This is a genomic window from Bacillus sp. 5w2, from assembly GCF_054353775.1.
The window spans coordinates 1-17,999 of record NZ_JBTIWT010000033.1; the positions used below are offsets into that span (position 1 = coordinate 1).

A 17,999-nucleotide genomic window follows, 5' to 3' on the forward strand; every position below is an offset into this window, starting at 1 on the left:
ACGTCGCCAAGCTATTTATATCATCGCGGGGTGGAGCAGCACGGTAGCTCGTCGGGCTCATAACCCGAAGGTCGCAGGTTCAAATCCTGTCCCCGCAACCAAATGGTCCCGTGGTGTAGTGGTTAACATGCCTGCCTGTCACGCAGGAGATCGCCGGTTCGACCCCGGTCGGGACCGCCATTTTATATAAAGAAAAGAACGAAACATGTTGTTTCGTATTTTTTTATTTGTTTTAACAAAAAACTAATAAAGACAGTCAAACTATCCTTAGGAAAACTCCTAAGGACTTTTTTATATATTCAAAACCTGTATAATAAAGAGCAGAGAACATTGTGAGTAAAGTAGGTGAAGTCTGTGAGTAAATATGAAATAACAACAAAATCTTCTGAAGAAACACAAAGATTATCAGAAAAGCTAGGTGAACTTGTCAGGGCACAAGATGTAATTATTCTAGAAGGAGATCTAGGGGCTGGTAAGACAACTTTTACAAAAGGACTAGCAAAAGGTCTTGGAGTGAAAAGAGTTGTAAATAGTCCTACCTTTAATATTATTAAAGAATATAAAGGGAGATTACCGCTATATCATATGGACGTGTATCGCTTAGCAGAAAGTGAAGAGGACTTAGGTTTTGATGAGTATTTCTACGGTGAAGGAATTACCGTAGTAGAATGGGCTCATTTAATAGAAGACTATTTACCAAATGAGAAGTTGCAAATTAGTTTATTCCATGCTGGAGATGACACAAGAAAAATTGTACTCGAGCCAATTGGAGATCGATATATTAGATTATGTGAGGAGCTATTACAAGATGAAAGTACTAGCAATTGATACTTCAAATTACGTAATGGGTGTATCCCTTATTGAGGAAGGAAACGTAATTGGGGAAATCATTACAAACTTAACAAAAAACCATTCTGTACGTCTTATGCCAGCTGTAGAACAACTGTTAAAAGAATGCGGTGTAAAACCGAAAGAATTAACTAAAATTGTTGTAGCTGCTGGGCCTGGATCATATACAGGTGTTCGTATAGGTGTGACAGCTGCAAAAACATTAGCTTGGTCACTTCAAATACCAATTGTAGGTGTATCAAGTTTAGAAGTAGTGGCTGCAAACGGTGCTAATTTTGATGGATTAATCTGTCCTTTATTCGATGGAAGACGTGGACAAATTTATACGGGCTTATATACATATGAAGGAGAGCATTTAACTTCTATAGAAGAAGACCGAATCATCCTTATTGTAGACTGGTTGCAAATGTTAAAAGATAAAGGAAAGCCTGTTTTATTTATTGGTAATGATGTTAAACTACACAAAGAAACAATTATCGAACATTTAGGCGATCAAGCTGTATTTGCTCCTTTCACTAAAAATAACCCAAGACCAAGTGAGTTAGCATTCTTAGGATTACAAAAAGAAGAACAAGATGTACATTCATTTGTTCCTAGTTATCTTCGTTTAGCTGAAGCTGAAACAAAGTGGTTAGAAAGTCAAAACAAGTAGGAGCTTGGAGAAGATGGATATGATATTTAGAAAGATGGAACTTGATGATATCGCTCAAATTGTAGCTATTGAAGAAGCATCTTTTTCAACTCCTTGGACTGCAGATGCCTTTCACCGTGAGTTAACGATGAATGAACATGCACATTATGTTGTGCTAGAAAAAGATGGCCGTGTAGTTGGATATTGTGGATTGTGGATAATTATTGATGAATCACATATAACAAATATAGCTATTTTGCCAGAATACAGAGGTCAAAAGCTAGGAGATGCTTTATTGAAAGAAGTTATTTCCGAAGCGAAAGACCTAGGGGTAAAAACGATGACACTTGAAGTACGTGTATCAAATGAAGTAGCAAAACAGTTATACAAAAAATACGGATTTCAAAATGGTGGAATTCGTAAACGATACTATGCAGACAATCAGGAAGATGGTCTCGTAATGTGGGTGAATATATAATGGGAAAAAATACGATTATACTTGGTATTGAAACAAGTTGCGATGAAACAGCAGTAGCAGTTGTTAAAAATGGAACGGAAATTATTGCGAATGTCGTTGCATCACAAATTGAAAGTCATAAACGTTTTGGCGGGGTTGTACCAGAGATTGCATCTCGTCATCATGTAGAAGAAATTACAGTTGTGTTAGAAGAAGCTTTAAAAGAAGCAAATATCACATTTGATGATATTGATGCAATTGCTGTAACAGAAGGACCTGGTTTAGTAGGGGCACTTTTAATAGGGGTAAATGCAGCGAAAGCAGTGGCTTTTGCACATGATATTCCTCTAGTGGGTGTTCATCATATTGCTGGTCACATTTATGCGAACCGTTTAGTAAAAGAAGTTCAATTCCCACTACTATCACTTGTTGTATCTGGTGGGCATACAGAGCTTGTTTATATGAAAGAACATGGTTCATTCGAAGTAATTGGTGAAACAAGAGATGATGCAGCTGGAGAGGCATATGATAAAGTAGCTCGTACGTTATCTATGCCATATCCAGGTGGTCCTCATATTGATCGCCTTGCGCATGAAGGAAAGCCGACAATTGATTTGCCTCGTGCATGGCTAGAACCTGATTCGTATGATTTCAGTTTCAGTGGATTGAAATCCGCAGTTATCAACACTGTGCATAACGCAAAACAACGTGGGATAGAAATTGCACCGGAAGATTTAGCAGCAAGTTTCCAAGAGAGTGTAATAGATGTGCTTGTAACGAAAGCATCTCGTGCAGCAGAAGCGTATAGTGTAAAGCAACTGCTTCTTGCGGGTGGAGTAGCTGCGAATAAAGGACTTCGCGCACGTTTGGAAGCAGAATTTGCGCCAAAAGAAAATATTGAGCTAATTATTCCTCCGCTATCTTTATGTACCGATAATGCGGCAATGATTGCAGCGGCAGGTACAATTGCATATGAACAAGGAAAACGTGCTACATTAGCTTTAAATGCAAATCCAGGATTAGATATTGAAGCATAGTTATGCACAAAATTAACCACAGCCTGTGGATAAAACCCATATTATCTGTTGATAATGTGGGTTTTGTTGTGTATATAAAATGTTGATAACTTTTTCGTTGATTGTGGATAATGTGGAAAAGTAATTTTGAGGTTTATTTTATAAAGGTGGATATGTGCATAAACTTGTGGATAAAGTAGATGAAGTCTGACCTTTAAATGTATTCTTTTTTGGGAAATAAAAAACAAGAAGATATCCTTAAAAAACATTTTGAAATATGCTCTAATTATAGATGTCGCTAACATTGTCAAACTTTGTCGGCAGATTGATATTTTGTGTCGAATCGTTGATTTGTTTAAAAAATCGTTTTGACAATATGACGTTGATTCCAACTAGAAGATAAAAAGGATGTCGCATAGTCAAAAATCCCGACTTATGAGACATCCTCTTTATCAATACTTTTATAAATGCAATTCTTCCCATTCTGCCATACAAGCTTCCAGTTGCTCTTGTAGTGTTTGCTTTTTCGTTGTAATTTCACTAGCCTTTTCATAATCTGCATATATTTCTGGTAAGCAAAGTTGATCTTCTAACGTAGCAATTTCTTCTTCAAATTCTATGATGTTTTGTTCTAGTTCCTCAATTTTCCGAGTGCGTTGACGCTCTAATTGTTTACGCTCTTTTTCTTCGAGATAATTTAATTTTTCTTGAGCTACAGTTTTTTGAACAGGTGCCTGATTTTCTTGCTGTTCTTGTTGTTCAAATTCTGCACGTTCGATCATCTCATTCTTCTTTTCAACGTAGTAATCGTAATCCCCTAGATATTCCTGTGCACCTTCTGTTGATAACTCAATAACAGTTGTCGTTACACGATTAATAAAGTAGCGGTCATGTGATACGAATAGAAGAGTTCCTGGGTAATCAATTAAAGCATTCTCCAAAATCTCTTTACTATTTAAATCGAGATGGTTCGTAGGCTCATCGAGAATTAATAAATTCGATTTTTGCATCATAAGTTTTGCAAGAGCTAATCGAGCTTTTTGTCCACCACTAAGAGAAGATACGGGCTTTAATACATCATCTCCTGTGAATAAGAAGTTACCTAGTATCGTGCGAATTTCTTTTTCAGGCTGCAATGGATATTCATCCCATAATTCATTTAAAACTCGCTTAGAAGATGTTAAGTTAGCTTGTTCTTGATCATAATAGCCAACAGAGACATTGGATCCGAAAGAAACATCACCATTTAGTAGAGGTAACTTATTCACAAGTGATTTTAACAATGTGGATTTCCCGATTCCGTTCGGTCCAACTAAAGCAACACTATCCCCGCGAGTTAAGCGCATTGTTACATGTTCAATAATCGGATCCTCATCATAGCCGATGGTTGCATCCTTTACTTGTAAAACATCATTTCCGCTTTGTTTTTCAATATCGAAGTGGAAGGATGCTGACTTAGAATCACCTAATGGTCTTGTTAATAATTCCATTCGGTCTAATTGTTTACGACGGCTTTGCGCACGTTTTGTCGTAGATGCACGAGCTATATTTTTTTGAACGAAGTCCTCAAGCTTAGCAATTTCATCCTGTTGCTTTTCATAACGTTTCATTTCTTGCTCGTATAGCGCTGATTTTAAATCTAAATATTTACTGTAGTTACCAACAAATCGTCTGCTCTCTTTATTCGAAATTTCATATACTTGTGTAACGAGTTTATCTAAGAAATAACGGTCATGGGAAACGATTAGTATTGCGCCAGGATAGCCTTGTAAATATTGTTCAAGCCATGTTAATGTTTCGATATCTAAATGGTTTGTAGGCTCGTCCAAAATAAGTAAGTCCGGTTTCGTTAATAATAATTTACCGAGAGCCAATCGTGTTTTTTGTCCACCGCTTAATGTAGAAATCGTCGTCTGATGCGTTTCAACTGGGAAGCCAAGCCCGCTTAAAATCGAACGAATATCTGCTTCGTACTGATAGCCACCTTGATCTTTATAATCTAATTGTAATTGATCGTAATCAGCTAATAATCTTTCATATATAGCCTCGTTTGAAAAGTTTTCTTCTTTTCCCATCTCTTGCTCTAGCCTTCGAAGTTTTGTCTCCATTTGCTGCAAGTGTGTAAAGACGGTTAACATTTCATCCCAAATTGTTAAAGATGTTTCTAACCCGGTATTTTGAGCTAAATATCCGATGGAGACATCTTTCGGTTTTATAATTTCGCCACCATCATGGGATAGCTCACCAGCTATTATTTTTAATAATGTAGATTTTCCGGCTCCATTTCGTCCGACTAATGCGATACGATCTTTCGTTTGAACTTCCAATTTTATGTTTGCAAGAATCGTTTCTGCACCGTATAATTTCGAAAGCGCGTTTACTTGTAATAAAATCAATGTTTTCACCTCAAATAATTTCTTAACTTTGCCATGTTTATATTTCTCAATCATACTAAAAATAGTGTATAGTTTAAAATAAAGAGAGAATACTTCTTTTCTTTATTATACAGGGAAATTCATGAGTGCTAAACTTCTGTATTTGATTCAAGCATATGAATAAAGATAGGAAGAGAGGAGAGGTTATATGGATCAGCACAAAATTCCACAGGCCACTGCCAAACGATTGCCTCTATACTATCGATTTATCCAAAACTTATCTCTTTCTGGTAAGCAACGTGTTTCATCAGCTGAATTGAGCGAAGCGGTAAAGGTTGATTCCGCAACGATTCGAAGAGATTTTTCATATTTTGGAGCGTTAGGGAAAAAGGGTTATGGATATAACGTAAATTATTTATTATCATTTTTCCGTGAAACACTCGACCAAGATGATATAACACGTGTAGCACTTATTGGAGTAGGTAATTTAGGGACCGCTTTCTTACATTATAATTTCACGAAAAACAATAATACAAAAATTGAAATGGCGTTTGACGTTAGTGAAGAGAAAGTCGGAACAGAAATCGGGGGCATTCCTGTATATCATTTAGATGAATTAGAAGAACGTTTATCAACTGATATACAAGTGGCAATATTAACAGTACCCGCTACAGTAGCACAATCTGTAGCAGATAGATTAGCGGAAACGAACGTGCATGGTATTTTAAATTTCACACCAGCGCGCTTAAATGTGTCAGACAATATAAGAATTCATCATATTGATTTAGCAGTAGAATTACAAACACTTGTTTACTTTTTGAAGAATTATCCACAATAAAACGCAGAGGAAGCGACCTCTGCGTTTTATTATTATTTTTTCTTTGTGAATTTAACTAAGATAAGGCGAAGTGCCAAATTAAAATCAATTGTTGCCATAACTGCAAATAGTATTGTCCACATATTCCAGATTGTATCTGTTACGTTCGTAATGGCGAAGCGTGTAAAGATACATCCAAGAAGGAAGTACAATGCAGCCATGAATAATGGCGAGTTTCTCATACTAAAAATCCTCCGATAAAGCCTTGCATTTTTTCAGCTTCTTTAATCATTTCTTGAATTTGTTCATTACTCACTAAAACTTGAGCAATTGCAACTAATGTATTCATTGCAACATGGGCTGCAATTGGAACGATAATGCGCTTCGTTTTTACATATAAAAAGGCGAATACGAGCCCCATAGCAGTGTATACCAATAAGTGAGTAAAATCAAAATGAATTGCTGCGAATACGAGAGAACTAATGATAGCAGCAATAAAGAAATTAAACTTCTTATACAGTGTACCAAATAAAATTTTTCTAAATACGATTTCTTCCAAAATAGGTCCTATTATAGATATAACGATAAGGAACCAAGGTGTCGTTCTTGCGATATCCATAAGTCTCGCTGTATTTTCAGATCCAGGTTTAATACCTAATACATACATTTCGATCATACCGGCAATACTTTGCGAGAAAAATGCTAAGAAGAATCCGATAAAAATCCAACCAATCGTAGCTGGAACAGTAGAGCGCTTTGTATCTAAATGTCTGTCGCGAATATCAGCTTTAAGTAAACAAAGTACGATACATAATGCAATAAAGAAGCTAATGATTGCCCAGTGTCCAGTTATGAGTTGAAATTTCTCTTCTCTAGTAAATCCCCTGTTATCATAAAGTCCAGTTTTCAGCAGAAGTGGTAATCCAGCAATGGATGATAACTGCATTAAAATGTATGTAACGATAACCCACCAATATTGTTTTTTCAAATGGTTTAACCATCCTTTCTAACTCTAGTGTATGAGATAAGGTAGGATAACATGTAAGTATGCTACCTACGATATAAACCTCACTTAAATTATGTTTTTTTCGTAAATCCTTATTTGAAATGATAATAGAAGACAGGAGAAAGTTGTGTGTATAGCGAAAACAACTTAGGGTGTCCTTTCATATTGTAACATACGAGTAGTGGAAACAACGATTCATATAGTAAAGGTAGAAGAAGAGGGACTCTATATAGAAAAGTGTATAGCTTAATTTGCGAAAAAATTATGATTTTTTTACTTGCAAAAGAAATTGAGATTATTTATTATTATAAGTGTGTTAGCACTCGGGTGAGTTGAGTGCTAATAAATAAAATTTACATAACAAAATGAGGAGGTTATTGTTCATGCTAAAGCCATTAGGTGATCGCGTTGTAATTGAGCTTGTTCAAGCAGAAGAAAAAACAGCAAGTGGTATTGTATTACCAGACACTGCAAAAGAAAAACCACAAGAGGGTAAAGTTATTGCAGTAGGTACTGGTCGAGTGCTTGAAAATGGTGAGCGTGTTGCTTTAGAGGTAGCAGCAGGTGATCTTATCATCTTCTCAAAATATGCAGGTACTGAAGTGAAATACGAAGGTACAGACTACTTGATTTTACGTGAAAGTGACATTTTAGCAGTTATCGGTTAATTATATAAATCTTAAAAAATCCAAGGGGGTCAATTATTATGGCAAAAGATATTAAATTTAGTGAAGAAGCACGTCGTTCGATGCTTCGCGGTGTCGACACTCTTGCAAACGCAGTAAAAGTAACGCTGGGACCAAAAGGTCGTAACGTTGTACTTGAGAAGAAATTCGGTTCACCACTTATTACAAATGACGGTGTAACAATCGCAAAAGAAATCGAATTAGAAGATGCATTCGAAAACATGGGTGCAAAATTAGTAGCAGAAGTTGCTAGCAAAACAAATGATGTAGCTGGTGACGGAACAACAACTGCAACTGTATTAGCGCAAGCTATGATTCGTGAAGGTCTTAAAAACGTAACAGCTGGTGCAAACCCAATGGGTCTTCGTAAAGGTATCGAAAAAGCTGTTACTGCTGCAATTGCAGAATTAAAAACAATTTCTAAACCGATCGAAGGTAAATCTTCTATCGCACAAGTAGCTGCTATTTCTGCGGCTGACGAAGAAGTTGGTCAATTAATCGCTGAAGCAATGGAGCGCGTTGGTAACGACGGCGTTATTACTTTAGAAGAATCTAAAGGATTTACAACAGAATTAGACGTAGTAGAAGGTATGCAATTTGATCGTGGATATGCATCTCCTTACATGATTACTGATTCTGACAAAATGGAAGCAGTTCTTGATAACCCATACATCTTAATTACTGATAAGAAGATTTCTAACATCCAAGAAATCTTACCAGTATTAGAGCAAGTGGTACAACAAGGTAAACCACTTCTTATCATTGCTGAAGATGTAGAAGGTGAAGCATTAGCTACATTAGTAGTGAACAAACTTCGTGGTACATTCAATGTAGTAGCTGTTAAAGCTCCTGGATTTGGTGACCGTCGTAAAGCAATGCTAGAAGATATCGCAATCTTAACTGGTGGCGAAGTAATCACTGAAGAATTAGGTCGTGACTTAAAATCTGCTACAGTTGAATCTTTAGGACGCGCTGGTAAAATTGTTGTAACGAAAGAAAACACAACTGTAGTTGAAGGTATTGGGAATTCACAACAAATCGAAGCTCGCATCGGTCAAATCCGCGCGCAATTAGAAGAAACTACTTCTGAATTCGATCGTGAAAAATTACAAGAGCGCCTTGCAAAACTTGCAGGTGGCGTAGCGGTAATTAAAGTAGGTGCAGCAACTGAAACTGAGTTAAAAGAGCGCAAACTTCGCATTGAAGATGCACTTAACTCAACTCGTGCAGCAGTAGAAGAAGGTATCGTTGCAGGTGGTGGTACTTCACTTATGAACGTATACACGAAAGTAGCTTCTATCGTAGCTGAAGGCGACGAAGCAACAGGTATCAACATCGTACTTCGTGCATTAGAAGAGCCAGTTCGTCAAATCGCAATCAACGCTGGTCTAGAAGGATCTGTAGTTGTAGAGCGTCTAAAAGGCGAAAAAGTAGGCGTTGGTTTCAACGCAGCTACTGGTGAGTGGGTTAACATGCTTGAAACTGGTATCGTAGATCCAGCTAAAGTAACTCGCTCTGCACTTCAAAACGCAGCATCTGTTGCAGCTATGTTCTTAACAACTGAAGCTGTAGTAGCTGACAAGCCAGAACCAAATGCACCAGCAATGCCTGACATGGGCGGCATGGGCATGGGCGGTATGGGCGGAATGATGTAATAAGCATCACTCTGTGAAGCTGTGCAATGTATAAATAAATAATTAGAAGGCTACTTCCTTGGTAAAAGGAGGTAGTCTTTTTTGTGTTGTTAAATTTTGCATACCAAGAATTTCTGGAAGACCGTAAGTTTAGGAATACAACGGAGGTAAATATTCAAAATTATAAGGTTCTCTTAGGTGGTTTTATTGATTACTGTCACGATAATGACATTTTGAATGTTGAAGAAGTAGAATTAAGGATGTGCAGGAACTAATAAAAGAGTATGCGGATAAAGTTCTGGATAGAGTAGATGTAAAAAATGATTATCACGATTCGTATACAGCATCTAAAGTATTACGTGAAGAACTTAAGGATGCAGCGCATCATCTAACGCCTTGGAACGACAGTAGGGCAGAAAAGGCACAAAAATATTAAAGGAATTTAGGATAGACCATGATTCGGCGGCTAACGGAGTATTTTTATCTTATAAAGTGAATGAATACGTGGTTACTGAAGTCTTACACATAGGCAATCATAGTTCAGAGTACATACTTGAAGTAGAGAGGGTATGAAGTCTTATTAAGAAACGAGGCGGTACCCAGGAAGATATTGTTGAATCTTTACATGATATAAGAGAACGTTTATTGAATGGTGAATTAAAATTAAATAAATCGAAGAAAGAGTAATCTTATTTATACTAGAAAAATAGCAAAGGAGAGTAAAAATGAAAATTTGGGAATTAAAGAGTTCATTTGATGACTATGAATCCTTTCAGCTATTGAATTTAGAAGGAGATTCTAAAAAATATTTTGAAGGAAAAATTGACTCGGCAGCAAAAGCATCTGATTCATGGGGAGAAATACGTATTAAATGTGTAGAAGAAGGAAATCAAAGTGATTCCCCTCATTTTTGGGGAGAAGTTGGTACACCAATGGTTAGTGAGAAAGCTAAAAAATTCTTAGAATCTATGCTGGGTGATAATGTAGAATTTCTTCCCCTAATTCATGATGTGACGGGCGAAGTCTATTATATAATTAACGTTTTAAATGCAATAGATGCTATTGATTATGAAAAAGCTATACTAAAGAAATTACGCTCTGGTTTAGTAATAGACTTCAAAAAATACGCATTCTTATCTAATATGGTTAAGAACCAAACAATATTTAAAGTTTACTTAAATGAAATATTACATATTCCTTCTGTTTTTGTATCAGATGAGTTGAGAAGTGCAGTTTTAGAAAGTGATTTAAAAGGTTTTGAATTTGTAGAGGTATGGGATTCAAAAGTGGACATGTAAAAGAAAGTCCTAAAATAACTGATAGAAGTTGAAATAATGGTTTGCATTAACTAGACACTTATAAGATGGAGATAGTGTAGATATAACTTGGTCTATACCCAAATATAATACCTATACTAAAAGTGAATAAATACTCTTAGTAAGAAGTTTTTTAGCAGAAACTTATCAGACGGTACTTATCTAGAATTTGATAAACCATCTGGCACAGTAATGAAAACATATAATGATTTCATTACAATGCTTGAGGAAGCATTGAAAAAGAGTCCTTCTTTAATACGGAGGTATTAACGCTATGTTTAACTTTTTGAAAAAACATATTGTAGCAGACGAAAGTATTAAATCTAATCAAACCCCTATTTTTTACCCTTTGCCAAAAGAAGAGATAGCAGAAGCAGGGGATTTGTTAAAAATACAGTTCCCTAAAGAACTAAAACATTTCTTTGAGGAAATTGGTTATGGATTTTTAAGTACCAATAGAAATTTAATCAATAGATTTATGGACCCGATTTCAGTTGCAGATTTTCGTTTAAGACAGGATATTTATGAACATAATCCAAACTTGGATGATACAGATGATGAAGAATCATTGGTATTTTTCGAAATTACGGAAATTAGTTTTTTAACAATTAAATTTAAAGAGGAAAATGAATTAGGCCAATGTCCTATTTACTCTGAGGATGAGAAAATAGCGGATTCTTTAGAAGAATTTTTAATTAAAATGGACGAAAACCCTGACTATTATATTTAATCTTATTAATAATTGCTTTAAGGCTTAGGGTTTGAGAAACAGCTAATTATGAATAACAAAAAGCTTATGTATAACTTGCATAGGCTTTTATAATGTCTATTAACCCTCTTATTTGAGGTGTATTTATGTCAGCGTAAGAGCTAGAACAGGTTGATGAAATTCTTAAAGAAGCTGGTTACGGTTTTCAGTACATACATAAGTCATAATGTATTAAAAATTTTTATACGGATAGGTAAACATAAATAGGAAGAAACTGATGATACAACTTTACAACTATTAACCACTATTTTTCACTTGAAATATAATTTTCAAGCTAAGAAGTAGTACTGCTTCTTAAAATATATACATAGCTAAACTAACAACTTTAGCTATAGTAGCCGACAAGCCAGAACCAAATGCACCAGCAATGCCTGACATGGGCGGAATGATGTTTTTTTATGTTTTTTAGCAAAGGAAATGAATTTCTGTAGAATTTTGTCGCTTTCTCTCTTGACCATATAGATACTTCATTGTTAGAATCTAGGAAGATAATATAAAACGATCCTTCATATATCCTCAAAGATAAGGTTTGAGAGTCTCTACCGGGTTACCGTAAACGACCTGACTATGAAGGCAGTGTGTCTTATATTTATAAAGAGCGGAGACTATCTTTCTTTATAAAGCCAGACCCCTGCCTTTTCTTTGTTATGAGACTAGAGGCGGAGGACTGGCTTTTTTTATTATATTAGTAATGCTTTTCGCCAAATTGGTGAAAATATTTATATACGAGAACTAACGTTGGGGTGATTATTTTGAAGAAGCAGCACGATACAATTATCGTTTTAGATTTTGGGAGTCAATACAATCAGTTAATAGCACGTCGAATTCGTGAGTTCGGTGTATACAGTGAACTTCATCCACATACAATTACTGCAGAAGAAATTAAAGCAATGAATCCAAAAGGGATTATCTTCTCTGGTGGACCAAATAGTGTATACGGTGAAGGTGCATTACATTGTGATGAAAAAATCTTTGAACTAGGATTACCGATCTTCGGAATTTGTTACGGTATGCAGCTTATGACGCAACACTTTGGTGGTAAAGTAGAGCGTGCGAATCACCGTGAGTACGGAAAAGCTGTTCTGAAAGTAGAGAACGAATCAAAATTATATGCGAATCTTCCAGAAGAGCAAGTTGTATGGATGAGTCATGGTGACTTAGTAACTGGTTTACCTGAAGGATTCGTAGTAGATGCAACAAGTGAGTCTTGTCCAATTGCTGGTATGAGCAATGAAGAGCAAAACTTATACGGTGTACAATTCCACCCAGAAGTACGTCACTCTGAGCACGGTAACGATTTAATTAAAAACTTCGTATTCGGCGCATGTGGCTGTTCTGAAGGATGGAACATGGAGAACTTTATCGAAGTAGAATTAGAAAAAATCCGTGAAACTGTTGGAGACAAAAAAGTACTATGCGCACTTAGCGGCGGTGTAGACTCTTCTGTTGTAGCAGTATTAATTCATAAAGCAATCGGCGACCAATTAACATGTATTTTCGTTGACCATGGTTTACTTCGTAAAGGTGAAGCGGAAGGCGTTATGAAAACATTCAGCGAAGGCTTCCACATGAACGTTATTAAAGTGGATGCACAAGAACGTTTCATGAACAAGTTAAAAGGTGTAGAAGATCCAGAACAAAAACGTAAAATCATCGGTAATGAATTCATTTACGTATTTGATGATGAAGCTTCTAAATTACAAGGTATGGACTTCCTAGCACAAGGTACACTTTACACAGACATCGTTGAAAGTGGTACAGCAACTGCACAAACCATTAAATCTCACCATAATGTTGGTGGTCTTCCAGAAGACATGCAGTTCAAATTAATTGAGCCTTTAAACACGTTATTTAAAGATGAAGTACGTGTATTAGGATCAGAACTAGGAATTCCTGATGAAATCGTATGGCGTCAACCATTCCCAGGCCCTGGTCTTGGTATTCGTGTATTAGGTGAAATCACAGAAGAGAAATTAGAAATCGTTCGTGAATCTGATGCGATTTTACGTGAAGAAATTATAAAAGCGGGCTTAGACCGCGAAATCTGGCAATACTTCACTGCGCTTCCTGGTATGCGCAGCGTAGGTGTTATGGGTGACGAGCGTACTTACGATTACACAGTAGGTATCCGTGCAGTAACGTCTATCGACGGTATGACAGCTGACTGGGCACGTATCCCTTGGGACGTATTAGAGAAAATTTCTGTACGTATCGTAAACGAAGTAAAACACGTTAACCGTATCGTGTATGATGTAACGAGTAAGCCACCAGCAACTATTGAGTGGGAATAGTATTATAGTAAAAAAGATCCATCTATTGCTTAGGCGTAGATGGATCTTTTTATTTATGTGTTTAATACGAACGAAATTATAAAAAAATATAAAAATGTTCGTTTTTAAATTGACAAAAGCGCTTATGCGAGTTAATATGAGTATGTAATTCAAACGAAAAGTGAATATTATGCCGTCGTATAATATCGGGGATATGGCCCGAAAGTTTCTACCTAGCTACCGTAAATGGCTTGACTACGAGGCGTTTAGATAAAGATGAGGGGAAACTTGTCTTTATTCATAGAACGCTTCCATGTATATGCAATGGAAGCCTTTTTTATTTTTAATAGATAAAAGAGGGCTAGGGAGATTACGGCGAGTAATCATATAACGGGGGAAACGTAAGATGAAACGCTATTTTCAGTTTGATGAACTCGGCACAAATTATAAAACAGAGTTCATAGCAGGTTTAACGACATTTTTATCTATGGCTTATGTACTATTTGTCAATCCTGCTACGCTGTCACTTGGAAATGTTAAAGGGTTACCGGCAGGTACAGGAATGGATCCAGGTGCAGTATTCGTTGCTACAGCATTAGCAGCAGCAATCGGTTCGTTAATTATGGGTATTTTCGCGAAGTATCCAATTGCTTTAGCACCAGGTATGGGAATTAACGCGTTCTTTGCTTATACGGCAGTGTTAACGATGGGGATTCCGTGGCAAACAGCGATTGCCGGAACATTAATGTCAGGTATTATCTTTATTATTCTTACTGCTTCAGGTATTCGTGAAAAAATCATTAATGCAATTCCATCAGAGTTAAAGTTCGCAGTAGCGGCAGGTATCGGATTATTCATTGCTTTCCTTGGATTCCAAAATGCTGGAATTATCGTGAAAAATGATGCTGTCCTTGTTGGGTTGGGGGATTTAACAAAGGGCACAACGTTACTAGCAATCTTCGGGGTTGTTACTACAATCATCTTCATGATTAAGAAAGTTAATGGTGCAGTGTTTTACGGTATGATTCTTACGGCAATCTTAGGAGTAGCAACAGGATTGATAGATACTCCGAAAGCTGTAGTGGGAGCAATACCGAGTCTAGAACCAACGTTCGGCGTGGCGTTAACGCACTTCGGAGATATTTTTACAGTTCAAATGGGGATTGTTATTATAACGTTCTTCTTTATCGATTTCTTTGATACAGCAGGTACGCTTGTAGCGGTTGCGAATCAAGCAGGATTAATGAAGAACAATAAATTACCACGTGCAGGAAAAGCGTTATTTGCAGATGCGATTGCAACTGTAATTGGTGCGATCTTGGGTACATCAACAACAACGTCTTACATTGAATCGTCTGCAGGAGTAGCAGCGGGAGGACGTTCTGGATTTACAGCAGTTGTAACAGCAGGATTCTTCTTACTGGCACTATTCTTCTCGCCATTACTAAGTGTTGTAACGCCAGCTGTAACGGCACCAGCTTTAATTATTGTAGGAATATTGATGGTTTCTTCCTTAGGGGAAATTGATTGGAAGAAATTCGAGATTGCAGTACCAGCATTCTTTACAATTATCTCTATGCCACTTACGTATAGTATCGCAACTGGGATTGCGATTGGATTTATCTTCTATCCAATTACAATGGTTGTGAGTGGTCGTCGTAAAGAGGTTCATCCGATTATGTATGTTATGGGAGTTTTATTCGTACTATATTTCATCTACGTTCGTAAATAAAAGGGGTTTTTTAAAAGGTCTAGACTTAAGGGGAGTCTAGACCTTTTTTGCGTCTTCAGAAAATCTTAAGGATTTCCGAGCGTTTTTCTTCAGAAGTTTTCCTATAATAGAAGTTAGGGATTAAAAAAGTAATGGGGGAGATATTGTGGCAAATGAAACAATACTTGTCGTAGATGATGAAAAAGAAATTAGGAATCTTATTACAATCTATTTAAAGAATGAAGGATATAAAGTACTGCAAGCAGGAGACGGAGAAGAAGGGTTACGTCTCCTGGAAGAAAATGAAGTGCATCTAGTCGTATTAGATATTATGATGCCGAAAGTAGACGGTATCCATATGTGTATGAAAGTAAGGGAAGAAAAAGAAATGCCAATTATTATGCTTTCTGCGAAAACGCAAGATATGGATAAGATTTTAGGACTAACAACGGGTGCAGATGATTACGTAACGAAGCCGTTTAATCCGTTAGAGTTAATCGCAAGAATTAAATCTCAGTTACGCCGTTATATGAAAATGAATGGTTTCGCTATACAAAATGAGGACGAGCTAGAAATTGGAGAGATGAAAATAAACATCTCAACCCATAAAGTTATTGTGGATGGAGAAGAAGTGAAACTGACCCCGAGGGAATTTTCGATTCTAGAATTACTAGCTCGTAATCCGGGTATGGTCTTTAGCGCGGAACAAATTTATGAAAAGGTTTGGAACGAAAGATCTTTCCAGTCGGATAACACGGTAATGGTTCATATTCGGAAAGTACGTGAAAAGATTGAGGAGAATCCAAGGAAACCTAGATATATAAAAACAGTATGGGGAGTGGGGTATAAGATTGAAAAAGATATTTAATCCATTTACTTATGTAAGGAAAACAAGACAACTAATTGAGAAATTAGTAAAGAGCGTACGGAAGAGTATAAGAATTCAATTGATTACTACTTTTGCTGCTTGTGCGTTATTAGGAGTTTTGTCAGCAAAGGCAGCTGCGCCATTTTTTGAGAATGCGAATCGTCAAGCGACTATCGATTATCGGGCTGGTATGGAACGAATTAATCACCAAGCTCAAGGAGCAGCAAATAGTTCGGTTCATGAAAATAAATTAGAAGCTATATCCAATATGATCGAAATGGAGAATCAAAATTTAGAGCGAGGATCTAGAGCTTTAAAAATATTGGTTACTGATGAGAGTGGTAAAGTTTTATATAAAACGAAGCAGGCGCAAGAAGAGCAAATCGATTTGCATAATACGATTCGTAATGCAGCATCATTTGCGATTAACTATTCAAATGGTCGAGATGTATTTGAAAATACGAGAAAAGAATTTATAGCTTTTTCACCTATTACAATAGAAGATAAGAATTTGTATATGTTCGTTAGTGGAATACCAGATGGTGTAGTAATGTATGATACGCAAGAAGGACCATTCCCATTTTTAATTGGTGTACTCGTGTTCATTTTCTCTTTCTTCTATATAACAAAGAGAAAGATGAAGCAAATTGAAGCGATGGCAGAAGGTGTAAAGGAAATAGAAAAAGGAAACTTAGCGTACCGTATTGAGAAGAAAGGTGAAGATGAGATTGCGTCTTTAACTGAGAATATTAATAATATGGCGGAAGAGCTTATGAATAATATAGAAAAGGAACGTAAATTAGAGAAGCAAAAGAATGAGCTTATTACGAATGTATCTCACGATTTACGTACACCGCTGACTTCTATTATGGGTTACTTGCGATTACTTAGAGATTCTAAATATGAAAATAAAGAACAACATGATGAGTATACGAGAATTGCTTTTGCGAAGTCGGAGCAGTTAAAGAACTTAATAGAAGATTTATTTGAGTATACGAAGTTAACAAATGAGCAAGTTGTATTGGAAAAACAAGAGGTTTGTATAAATGAGTTATTGGAGCAATTAATAGAAGAGTTAGTACCGCAGGCAGAAGAGCATGGACTTACGTTTGTTAAGAAGTTTCCTGAGGAACGTGCCTATGCAGCGATTGATTCGGAAAAGATGGTCCGTGTATTTGATAATCTATTAATGAACGCGATTAAGTATAGTAAAGATGATGGGGAGATAAAGGTTTCTCTTCAAAGGCAGCGCCGGGATATACAAATTGTAATTGCGAATCATAGTGAAGAGTTTACGAGAGAAGAGTTAGGGAGTTTATTTGAACGCTTTTATAAGAAAGATCAATCTAGAAGTAGAGTAACAGAAGGATCGGGACTTGGATTAGCGATTGCGAAAAGTATTGTTGAGTTGCAAGGTGGTAGTATTCGAGCTGAATATGAGGATGGTATTATTCAGTTTATCGTCTCGTTACCAATTATAGAAAAATAATAAACGAATAGAATGGCATATGATAAAAAGGCTTATTTTAAAGGGAATAAGCCTTTTTATATTTTTTTAGAAAAACATGTTGACGATTAAGGTTTAGAGGTGTAA

At 36.4% G+C, this 17,999-nt stretch carries 18 protein-coding genes, 2 tRNA genes and 2 riboswitches; of the genes, 17 read left to right on the forward strand and 3 right to left on the reverse strand.

The features are described from left to right. The first annotated feature begins 24 nt into the window (after positions 1 to 24). The 6 genes from ACXY7N_RS29720 (at position 25) to tsaD (ending at position 2,974) form a co-directional block, all read left to right on the forward strand. A tRNA-Met gene (locus tag ACXY7N_RS29720) sits at positions 25 to 101 on the forward strand. 3 nt (positions 102 to 104) lie between these two features. Next, positions 105 to 180, forward strand: a tRNA-Asp gene (locus ACXY7N_RS29725). Between the two features lie 174 nt (positions 181 to 354). Further along, the gene (tsaE, locus tag ACXY7N_RS29730; protein ID WP_116363816.1) at positions 355 to 828 is read left to right on the forward strand and encodes a tRNA (adenosine(37)-N6)-threonylcarbamoyltransferase complex ATPase subunit type 1 TsaE; all 474 of its coding nucleotides are present in this window, start codon (positions 355 to 357) and stop codon (positions 826 to 828) included. Beyond that, positions 809 to 1,501 (forward strand): tRNA (adenosine(37)-N6)-threonylcarbamoyltransferase complex dimerization subunit type 1 TsaB, encoded by a 693-nt coding sequence (gene tsaB, locus ACXY7N_RS29735; RefSeq protein WP_016089584.1) that lies wholly within the window; start codon positions 809 to 811, stop codon positions 1,499 to 1,501. Before tsaE ends, tsaB begins: the two co-directional genes overlap by 20 nt. Positions 1,502 to 1,514: 13 nt before the next feature. Continuing rightward, positions 1,515 to 1,958 (forward strand): ribosomal protein S18-alanine N-acetyltransferase, encoded by a 444-nt coding sequence (gene rimI / locus ACXY7N_RS29740; RefSeq protein ID WP_016133464.1) that lies wholly within the window; start codon positions 1,515 to 1,517, stop codon positions 1,956 to 1,958. Beyond that, positions 1,958 to 2,974 (forward strand): tRNA (adenosine(37)-N6)-threonylcarbamoyltransferase complex transferase subunit TsaD, encoded by a 1,017-nt coding sequence (tsaD, locus tag ACXY7N_RS29745; RefSeq protein WP_016089582.1) that lies wholly within the window; start codon positions 1,958 to 1,960, stop codon positions 2,972 to 2,974. The genes rimI and tsaD overlap by 1 nt, the downstream gene beginning before the upstream one ends. Before the next feature lie 440 nt (positions 2,975 to 3,414). Here the strand turns inward: tsaD and ACXY7N_RS29750 are convergent, their stop codons facing one another. Beyond that, entirely contained in the window at positions 3,415 to 5,349 is a 1,935-nt protein-coding gene (locus ACXY7N_RS29750; RefSeq protein WP_218009487.1) for an ABC-F family ATP-binding cassette domain-containing protein, read from the reverse strand. A gap of 187 nt (positions 5,350 to 5,536) precedes the next feature. Here ACXY7N_RS29750 and ACXY7N_RS29755 point away from each other — a divergent pair, with 187 nt between their 5' ends. Further along, positions 5,537 to 6,166: a redox-sensing transcriptional repressor Rex gene (locus tag ACXY7N_RS29755; RefSeq protein ID WP_016089580.1), complete on the forward strand. Its 630-nt coding sequence runs from the start codon at positions 5,537 to 5,539 to the stop codon at positions 6,164 to 6,166. 32 nt (positions 6,167 to 6,198) lie between these two features. Here the strand turns inward: ACXY7N_RS29755 and ACXY7N_RS29760 are convergent, their stop codons facing one another. Together ACXY7N_RS29760 and ACXY7N_RS29765 are read right to left on the reverse strand one after the other, a co-directional pair. Then, complete coding sequence (locus ACXY7N_RS29760) at positions 6,199 to 6,387, reverse strand: YdiK family protein (RefSeq protein WP_016089579.1); 189 nt, start codon at positions 6,385 to 6,387, stop codon at positions 6,199 to 6,201. Then, a complete protein-coding gene (locus tag ACXY7N_RS29765; RefSeq protein ID WP_488592838.1) occupies positions 6,384 to 7,133 on the reverse strand; it encodes a CPBP family intramembrane glutamic endopeptidase in 750 nt (249 codons plus the stop codon). The genes ACXY7N_RS29760 and ACXY7N_RS29765 overlap by 4 nt, the downstream gene beginning before the upstream one ends. Positions 7,134 to 7,534: 401 nt before the next feature. Between ACXY7N_RS29765 and groES the strand changes: the two genes are divergently transcribed. The 10 genes from groES (at position 7,535) to ampS (ending at position 17,894) form a co-directional block, all read left to right on the forward strand. Beyond that, positions 7,535 to 7,819, forward strand: coding sequence for a co-chaperone GroES (gene groES / locus ACXY7N_RS29770; RefSeq protein ID WP_000917306.1), 285 nt, complete (start codon positions 7,535 to 7,537; stop codon positions 7,817 to 7,819). Positions 7,820 to 7,857: 38 nt separating this feature from the next. Further along, complete coding sequence (groL, locus tag ACXY7N_RS29775; RefSeq protein ID WP_016133466.1) at positions 7,858 to 9,492, forward strand: chaperonin GroEL; 1,635 nt, start codon at positions 7,858 to 7,860, stop codon at positions 9,490 to 9,492. Between the two features lie 241 nt (positions 9,493 to 9,733). Then, positions 9,734 to 9,907, forward strand: a complete 174-nt coding sequence (locus ACXY7N_RS29780) for a hypothetical protein (protein ID WP_223261064.1) — start codon at positions 9,734 to 9,736, stop codon at positions 9,905 to 9,907. A gap of 11 nt (positions 9,908 to 9,918) precedes the next feature. Continuing rightward, on the forward strand, positions 9,919 to 10,044 hold the full coding sequence (locus ACXY7N_RS29785; protein WP_262984063.1) for an AHH domain-containing protein: 126 nt from the start codon (positions 9,919 to 9,921) through the stop codon (positions 10,042 to 10,044). A 152-nt stretch (positions 10,045 to 10,196) separates the two neighbouring features. After that, positions 10,197 to 10,769: an imm11 family protein gene (locus tag ACXY7N_RS29790; protein ID WP_016133468.1), complete on the forward strand. Its 573-nt coding sequence runs from the start codon at positions 10,197 to 10,199 to the stop codon at positions 10,767 to 10,769. A gap of 292 nt (positions 10,770 to 11,061) precedes the next feature. Beyond that, the gene (locus ACXY7N_RS29795) at positions 11,062 to 11,517 is read left to right on the forward strand and encodes an SMI1/KNR4 family protein (protein WP_016089573.1); all 456 of its coding nucleotides are present in this window, start codon (positions 11,062 to 11,064) and stop codon (positions 11,515 to 11,517) included. Between the two features lie 525 nt (positions 11,518 to 12,042). After that, a riboswitch (purine riboswitch) is annotated at positions 12,043 to 12,144 on the forward strand. 164 nt (positions 12,145 to 12,308) lie between these two features. Further along, positions 12,309 to 13,847: a glutamine-hydrolyzing GMP synthase gene (gene guaA / locus ACXY7N_RS29800; RefSeq protein ID WP_139242467.1), complete on the forward strand. Its 1,539-nt coding sequence runs from the start codon at positions 12,309 to 12,311 to the stop codon at positions 13,845 to 13,847. Between the two features lie 155 nt (positions 13,848 to 14,002). After that, positions 14,003 to 14,104, forward strand: a riboswitch (purine riboswitch). 128 nt (positions 14,105 to 14,232) lie between these two features. Continuing rightward, complete coding sequence (locus ACXY7N_RS29805) at positions 14,233 to 15,558, forward strand: NCS2 family permease (RefSeq protein ID WP_000833096.1); 1,326 nt, start codon at positions 14,233 to 14,235, stop codon at positions 15,556 to 15,558. 145 nt (positions 15,559 to 15,703) lie between these two features. Continuing rightward, on the forward strand, positions 15,704 to 16,405 hold the full coding sequence (locus ACXY7N_RS29810) for a response regulator transcription factor (RefSeq protein ID WP_001262950.1): 702 nt from the start codon (positions 15,704 to 15,706) through the stop codon (positions 16,403 to 16,405). Beyond that, on the forward strand, positions 16,389 to 17,894 hold the full coding sequence (gene ampS, locus ACXY7N_RS29815) for an aminopeptidase AmpS (RefSeq protein WP_016089570.1): 1,506 nt from the start codon (positions 16,389 to 16,391) through the stop codon (positions 17,892 to 17,894). Before ACXY7N_RS29810 ends, ampS begins: the two co-directional genes overlap by 17 nt. Positions 17,895 to 17,999 lie beyond the last annotated feature (105 nt).

Excerpts from the sequence above, each read along its gene's own strand:
- groES (WP_000917306.1), top strand. The coding sequence starts at position 7,535 with ATGCTAAAGCCATTAGGTGATCGCGTTGTAATTGAGCTTGTTCAAGCA.
- ACXY7N_RS29795 (WP_016089573.1), top strand. The coding sequence starts at position 11,062 with ATGTTTAACTTTTTGAAAAAACATATTGTAGCAGACGAAAGTATTAAA.
- rimI (WP_016133464.1), top strand. The coding sequence starts at position 1,515 with ATGGATATGATATTTAGAAAGATGGAACTTGATGATATCGCTCAAATT.
- tsaB (WP_016089584.1), top strand. The coding sequence starts at position 809 with ATGAAAGTACTAGCAATTGATACTTCAAATTACGTAATGGGTGTATCC.
- groL (WP_016133466.1), top strand. The coding sequence starts at position 7,858 with ATGGCAAAAGATATTAAATTTAGTGAAGAAGCACGTCGTTCGATGCTT.
- ACXY7N_RS29755 (WP_016089580.1), top strand. The coding sequence starts at position 5,537 with ATGGATCAGCACAAAATTCCACAGGCCACTGCCAAACGATTGCCTCTA.
- ACXY7N_RS29760 (WP_016089579.1), bottom strand. The coding sequence starts at position 6,387 with ATGAGAAACTCGCCATTATTCATGGCTGCATTGTACTTCCTTCTTGGA.
- ACXY7N_RS29790 (WP_016133468.1), top strand. The coding sequence starts at position 10,197 with ATGAAAATTTGGGAATTAAAGAGTTCATTTGATGACTATGAATCCTTT.
- ACXY7N_RS29805 (WP_000833096.1), top strand. The coding sequence starts at position 14,233 with ATGAAACGCTATTTTCAGTTTGATGAACTCGGCACAAATTATAAAACA.
- tsaD (WP_016089582.1), top strand. The coding sequence starts at position 1,958 with ATGGGAAAAAATACGATTATACTTGGTATTGAAACAAGTTGCGATGAA.